Here is a 6,000-nt window from a genome sequence, read left to right as displayed (position 1 = left end):
ATCGGTCATTTCCTCAAAAGAGGTTAATTGGCCGAATGCACTTACACAAATTTATTTACAGCCTCGGACCTGCCCCCCCTTCAATCCCCCACCCCCAACTCTAGTCGCCCTATCCAGTAACACAATAGCGGTGCTGGTATTCGCATAATCTTTGCATCTGAATCGGGCATGCTTTCCACTGGTCCAAAGTCATCCAGTGATTTGGTTACCACATAACCACGATTAATCTTCTTCTGTCTGCAAAACTCGATCAGCCCCTTCAAGTCGCGAAGGCCTGTGTGTTGTGTTCGGTATTTCACCTCAAAAGGGATCAATTGATTACCCACCTCAGCTACAAGGTCGACTTCTCGGTCTTTTGTGCCGCGCCAGTAGCTAAAGCGAACGTTTTGAGCGTAATAGCGTGCATACAGATGTTTAAACACGGCGGTTTCTGTGGCAATTCCCAGCGCTGCTGGGTCTTCCAGAATGGCCTTTCCGCGTAACATTACAGCCGGTGCAATGGCCGCATCGGCCAGGTAAATCTTGAAGCGTGCTCGCAGTATGTCTTTGCCGTATCCAAAAGGTGGCAGTCTGTAAATCAGGTGCGTGGCTTCCAGTAGGTCGATAAAATGCTGGGCGGTGGGCCGCTTTACTTCAAGATTGGCGCACAAGTCGGGCATGTCCAGCAAGCCCCCGTCATGCAGGCAAAGATAAAGAAAGGTGTTTTCAAGGTCCAGTATTCTTCGAACACCGAACAGCGCGGTCATGTCTCGCTTCAGCACCCTTTCAATAATGTCTTCGCGCAGTAATCGTTGTGCCTGCGTGACGCTTTCAACCTGCGCACTTTGTGGAAATCCGCCACGTACCAAATATTCGTGAAAATGGCCCACATAGGGCGCAGCCAGTTCGCTGATCCGATAAAGGTCTGGCTTTGTCCAGCCAAACAGGTCTTTGAGTGAGGTCACGCTCTGCAGGGGTGGCAAGTCCACTTTTTTGATCTGCAGATATTCGTAAAACGACAATGTTGTCAATCGGATGGTGTGCCAGCGGCCCACCCCCGATTCCTGTCCTTCTACCAGCAGCGGCGTTGCTGAACCCGTAAACGCAATTCGGCGTTGTTTGTTGAAGTCAACTTGGTGCTTGATCCATGTTCCCCACTCTCGAATGAACTGCGCTTCGTCCAGCAACAGGTACTCTGGGCCTTCCTTTTTGGGTTCACGTTCGCGCCATGCATCCAGAACGGCATCTATTCCCACCAGCTTCAGTAGGGGGTGGTCAAGGGTGGCATACAAAATATTGGCCGACGGCACGCCCTGTTTAAGCAAGGCCTCGGCCATCTGTAACAACAAGGTTGTTTTACCAATTTGCCGAGCGCCAGACAGCATGACCGCCCGTGGTGCGGGCGGGGTGGAAAGCCAATCCTGCAGCTCGTTGAAGGCAGCTCTGCGCCATGTAGGCAGGTCTGCAATGGGCTCGTTTCTCCACCAAGGGTTGAATTGGGATAAAACGGCGATAAGTTCAGCTTTGGATATTTTCATATCTAAAGCCTAACAAAAGATGAAATTTAATACAACTGTACTTTAATTAAATAAGAAGTTTAGTTTGTTTTCCTTCATTCTTAACCGTTCTCACCCTCGATCAACAGGGTTGTTAAGGCCTGATTAATGAAATAAATCTGCTTGCCCTGGGCATGTCCTACCAGTAGGCCGAGTTTTTCCAACTCCCTCAAATACTTGGACGCGGTCGGTCGTGAAATTTGTAACTCCTGCTGCAGAAATTCAATTCGAGTGTAGGGGTGTCGAAACAGGTTGTTCAGCAAATCCTGAGAATAAATTTTTGGTAGCTCGGTTCTTAGCTTCAGTTTAGTTTCTGACATGAGCCGACGCATGCCATCTACCAGTTCTACAGCAGCCTTGGCCGTGTTTGCCACGGCTCTCAACATGAATAATACCCATTCATTCCAATTTCCCTGGTCACGTACTGCCTGTAGAAGTCGGTAATAGTCGGCTTTGTGTGAATTGATGTACCTCGACATATACAGAATGGGTGCATCGAGTAGGCCCGCCTTGCTCAGATATAGAACTGACAGCATTCGACCAACCCGACCATTGCCATCCATAAAAGGGTGAATACTTTCAAATTGATGATGAATCAGCGTCATTTTTACAATCGGATCCAGATCATCAGATGTGTTGATAAATCGTTCAAGATTCGACATGTGTTGAACAATGTCGTCCTGATTTTGAGGAGGAACAAAGACTGTTTCGCCGGTCCGTTCATTTTTCAATACTGTTCCCGGAGATTGACGAAATCCCCCTGAGCTACTTTTGAGAATTTGAAACAAGGTGATCAGGTTGCTATTGGTGAGTAAACCTTGTTGGTTTTGCATCTGACGAAAGCCTGCTTTCATGGCTTCACGATAGCGTGCTACTTCTTTTGCAGCGGGTGAGACCCATTGGGCCAACTGTAAATCAGCTTGAAACAGTTCGTCCTGCGTGGTGACGTAGCTTTCAATTTCAGAACTGGCCTTGGCTTCTTGCAATGCTAAGGTGTCGATCAGAATGGCTTGATTTGGAATACTTTTCGCGCTTCCCTTCAGTTCAGCCAGGTAGCGATGCGCCAAGGCCAACTCTTTGAGAATTTCAACCTGATCCGGGTTTAGCTGCCGTGGTGGCAAATCAGGAATTGCGTAAGTTGGCTGCAATGTGTTGGAGGTCATGTAAAAAAAGCAGTTAATTTTTTACATGATAGCGTTCTCATGTAAAAAAAACAGCGAATTTTTTACATGAGAACTAATTCATGGAAAGCTTCCTTAAACCGTCAACCCGCCCACAACTTCCAAATGCTCCTCTCCCCGCATGCGCCCTAAAATCGCCAGCGGGCTTTTCTCGGGATTGTTTTGGTGTTTCACCTGCAAGTGGCAGGTTTGTTCCATCATGTACTGGCCAGAAAGCACGCCGTGCGGCACCAGGTCGGAATAGCACACCCACACCGCGCCGGGCGCAAATTCGACCAGATCGTCGTTCGCCTTGGCCTGGTAGGCCTCGTCGTGCTTCATCAGGTCGTGCAGTTGCAGCATCAGGTGATCGTATTCGCTGCGCACGCTTTTGGTAATGCGCAGCTGGGCCAGTAGTTTCGCCTGCCAGGCAGAATAAGGCTTGGCGCGGGGCAAAAACCGCTCTGCCACTGTTTCAAATCGCTCGCCCACCCGCCACACGCGGGGTGTGCCTTCTGGGTTGATGTTAATGAACACACGCAAAATGCGCTCACCGTAATTGGGGCGGGAAGGGAAGGCGTCCACATGAATACGCCGGTCATCGGCGCGAATCGATTGCTTGCGATCCTCCACCTTCAGCGGCCTGAAGCTGGTGGGCGCAACGCGTAAATTGGGTGTGTAACCGGGCGCAATGCTGTTGAGCAAGTCCAAAGCCTGCCCTTTAAAGCGCCCAATCAACTCGGTCAGTTGCGCTTGCACCACGGGGTCGACGTTGGCACCTTTCAGTTCACCCTTTTCATTCAGGCTGACGTTGCGGCTTTTTTCGTTCAGTACTCTGGGGCTGAGAAGCCGCTTCTCATCAGGGGACAACTCAAACGGCAACCCGGAGAAACTCAGCACCTTGCCGCTTTCCAGCGCGTTTACATAGTCAGCCTTGCTTTCAAACTGCCATTGTTTGGCCTCAATTTCCAACACTCTGGATGACATGGTGAATGCCTTTATTCTTAAAAATACTTAGGGCTTAATGATAATTAAAAATGCTCCCTCTGTGTCTTTTTGTTAAACAACGCCTTGCCCACCGTTGATGCTTTAAAATCTGACCACTATGCAGCACACCACCACCATCGCAATCCTGGGCGGCGGCCTTTCTGGCCTGTACGCCGCACACCTGCTTCAACTGCAGGGCATTCCATTTACTTTGTTCGAGGCGCGCACCCGCCTGGGCGGCCGCATCCATTCCACACCCCAAGGTTTTGATCTTGGTCCGGCCTGGTTCTGGCCCGAGGCCAATCCGCGTATCTCGCAATTGGTGAATGAATTCGGCCTGTCATGGTTTGAGCAGCACAGTGCGGGTGCCGCCCTGTTTGGTTTTGTGGGTGGGTCCACCGCAGCGCGCAATCGCCTTGACAATGAACAATTGAAGGCTTTGGCGGTCGAACAGCTAAGCCAACTGTTTGGGCCAGCGGCCGCCAACCCCTTAGCAGTGCACCATCAGGAATGGGGCAACGACGCGCTGTTGAGCACGGCAGACGATTTGCAAGGCACGGGCCAACACCCACATTACGCACGCAGAACCCTGCCGCAGCCGTGGGCTGAATTGGTTCAACTGGCTGGCACTGAAAACAGCCCAGAGGCAGGCGGCTATCTGGAAGGCGCACTGGAATCAGCCCAATGGGCTGTGCAACACATTCAAAGGGCAATACATTGATGAAAAATTACCGTTGCATATTGGCCGGTCTGGCCTTGTTGTTTGCATTCGCTACCCAAGTACAAGCTGCCCCTGTGCTGGATCAGCCCGCACCCGCTTTTACAGCGCGATTGCTCAATGGCCAAACCATCAGCTCGGCTCAATTGCAAAACAAAGTGGTTATTCTGAATATTTGGGCGTCGTGGTGCGGGCCATGCCGGGCTGAAATGCCCGTCATTGATGCGTTTTACAAGGCCCATCGGCAAGAGGGTGTCGAGGTTGTCGCCATCAGTATGGACGACCGCAAAGACCTTGCCGAGGTGCAAAAAATCGCGGGTCAGTTCAGCTTTCCGATTGCCTGGAAAATCGGCTCAAACATCGACGGATACGGCAAAATCTGGCGCATTCCGCTGACGTTCATCATCGACAGGCAGGGCATTTTGCGCCGCAACGGCTTCGAGGGTTCGCCCACCGTGACGATGGACGAGCTCAACCGGGTGGTATTGCCCTTGTTACAGCAGAAAGACCTCAAAAGCTGACCTTAAAAACTGAAGCGCGTACCCACCGACACCAAATACCGGGGCGCAAGCTGGTAACCGTTCAGGTATTGGTAAACCGGCAACTGTACAAAGCCATACACCGACAGTTTGTCATTCACGGCGTAAGTGGCCCCAGGGCTGGCATACAGCGTTACACCACCACTGTCGGCCGGGGTTGCATTTGCACCTTTGTCTTTACCGATAGCCCGTGCATTCAACTGAAACTGCGGCTCAAGTCGCCCCAGGTCGGTGTAGCGTACACCCAGGTTCACATTCACCGAATTGCCGGTTTTATAACCGTCTTTGCTGTTGAGTGGCATTTGCGCCAAAACCTGTGCGTAGCCATCCAGCGTTTGCGTCAGCGTGGTTGTGCGGTAGGCCCCCAGTAACAGGTCAGTGGTGCCCGTGCCAGGCTGCAAGCCACGGTCCAGTGGCTGCCCGGCAATTGGCCCCACATTAAACACCTCGGTGTGGCTGCCGGTGGGCAGTTTCACACCCACTTGAACGCCCAGTTCCGGGTTGTTTAAAAAGCCGTTGTAGCGGGCCAAAAATTTCACATCGCCCAGGCTTTGGGTGCGCGACTCACCATAGTCTGTGCCGTCGTAATTAAAACCATTGGTGGCGTGGCTGCGGTCAATGTAGGGTAGCTGAAGATTAAATCCCCACGCGCCTTCGGTGGTGTAGTCCAGGCCCAAAGTGGTGTAGCGGTTGATGGTTTTCAGTTCTTGCTCATGGCCCGCTGTGGCCAGGTACCTACAGCACTGCCTCCGCTTCGCACCTCGTTTTGGTTCAGGTAGTCGTAGCGCAGGTCCACTTTAAAGCCTGCCCGTGCGCCGATTCCTTGCGTGTCCCAGTCGGAGCTGAGTGAGCAGCCACAACTGGCACAAGCCATTGCGTTGATGGCAAACAGCGCGCCCGCGCCAAGCGCAAGGCCCTTGGCGAAAATAGTGTGCATGGTGGTGTTCATGAAGTGTTTTATTGGGCGTTCGGCCCCGATTGGTTGAAGCCGTATTGTAGAAGTTTCTTTTCCAGTTCACTGCGAGAAATAGGCTTGCTGATGAAGTCGTTGATCCCCGCGC

The 6,000-nt window shown here is 51.9% G+C and carries 7 protein-coding genes; 2 read left to right on the top strand and 5 right to left on the bottom strand.

Annotation, left to right across the window (positions count from 1 at the left end):
- Positions 1–80: 80 nt before the first annotated feature.
- From QQJ87_RS10885 to kdoO, 3 genes are all read right to left on the bottom strand, one after another.
- Positions 81–1,517 carry an ATP-binding protein gene (locus QQJ87_RS10885; protein ID WP_284281749.1) on the bottom strand — a complete coding sequence of 479 codons (1,437 nt, stop codon included), beginning with the start codon at positions 1,515–1,517 and terminating at the stop codon, positions 81–83.
- 80 nt (positions 1,518–1,597) lie between these two features.
- Complete coding sequence (locus tag QQJ87_RS10880; protein WP_284281748.1) at positions 1,598–2,698, bottom strand: Fic family protein; 1,101 nt, start codon at positions 2,696–2,698, stop codon at positions 1,598–1,600.
- Between the two features lie 93 nt (positions 2,699–2,791).
- Positions 2,792–3,682: a Kdo hydroxylase KdoO gene (gene kdoO / locus QQJ87_RS10875; RefSeq protein WP_284281747.1), complete on the bottom strand. Its 891-nt coding sequence runs from the start codon at positions 3,680–3,682 to the stop codon at positions 2,792–2,794.
- 118 nt (positions 3,683–3,800) lie between these two features.
- Between kdoO and QQJ87_RS10870 the strand changes: the two genes are divergently transcribed.
- A complete protein-coding gene (locus QQJ87_RS10870; RefSeq protein WP_284281746.1) occupies positions 3,801–4,403 on the top strand; it encodes an FAD-dependent oxidoreductase in 603 nt (200 codons plus the stop codon).
- Complete coding sequence (locus tag QQJ87_RS10865) at positions 4,403–4,921, top strand: TlpA disulfide reductase family protein (RefSeq protein WP_284281745.1); 519 nt, start codon at positions 4,403–4,405, stop codon at positions 4,919–4,921. Before QQJ87_RS10870 ends, QQJ87_RS10865 begins: the two co-directional genes overlap by 1 nt.
- A 2-nt stretch (positions 4,922–4,923) precedes the next feature.
- Here QQJ87_RS10865 and QQJ87_RS10860 read toward each other — a convergent pair whose 3' ends face one another.
- Positions 4,924–5,616, bottom strand: a complete 693-nt coding sequence (locus QQJ87_RS10860) for a hypothetical protein (RefSeq protein ID WP_284281744.1) — start codon at positions 5,614–5,616, stop codon at positions 4,924–4,926.
- 23 nt (positions 5,617–5,639) lie between these two features.
- Entirely contained in the window at positions 5,640–5,876 is a 237-nt protein-coding gene (locus tag QQJ87_RS10855) for a hypothetical protein (RefSeq protein WP_284281743.1), read from the bottom strand.
- Positions 5,877–6,000 lie beyond the last annotated feature (124 nt).

Source organism: Limnobacter litoralis (assembly GCF_030160455.1).
Classification (GTDB): Bacteria; Pseudomonadota; Gammaproteobacteria; order Burkholderiales; family Burkholderiaceae_B; genus Limnobacter; species Limnobacter litoralis.
The sequence above is the reverse complement of the archived record's forward strand: the minus strand, read 5'-3'. Positions and strand labels throughout refer to the sequence as shown.

What these genes read in the sequence shown, in the direction of transcription:
- QQJ87_RS10880 (WP_284281748.1), bottom strand. Translation starts at nt 2,698, where the DNA reads ATGACCTCCAACACATTGCAGCCAACTTACGCAATTCCTGATTTGCCA.
- QQJ87_RS10865 (WP_284281745.1), top strand. Translation starts at nt 4,403, where the DNA reads ATGAAAAATTACCGTTGCATATTGGCCGGTCTGGCCTTGTTGTTTGCA.
- QQJ87_RS10885 (WP_284281749.1), bottom strand. Translation starts at nt 1,517, where the DNA reads ATGAAAATATCCAAAGCTGAACTTATCGCCGTTTTATCCCAATTCAAC.
- QQJ87_RS10855 (WP_284281743.1), bottom strand. Translation starts at nt 5,876, where the DNA reads ATGCACACTATTTTCGCCAAGGGCCTTGCGCTTGGCGCGGGCGCGCTG.
- kdoO (WP_284281747.1), bottom strand. Translation starts at nt 3,682, where the DNA reads ATGTCATCCAGAGTGTTGGAAATTGAGGCCAAACAATGGCAGTTTGAA.
- QQJ87_RS10870 (WP_284281746.1), top strand. Translation starts at nt 3,801, where the DNA reads ATGCAGCACACCACCACCATCGCAATCCTGGGCGGCGGCCTTTCTGGC.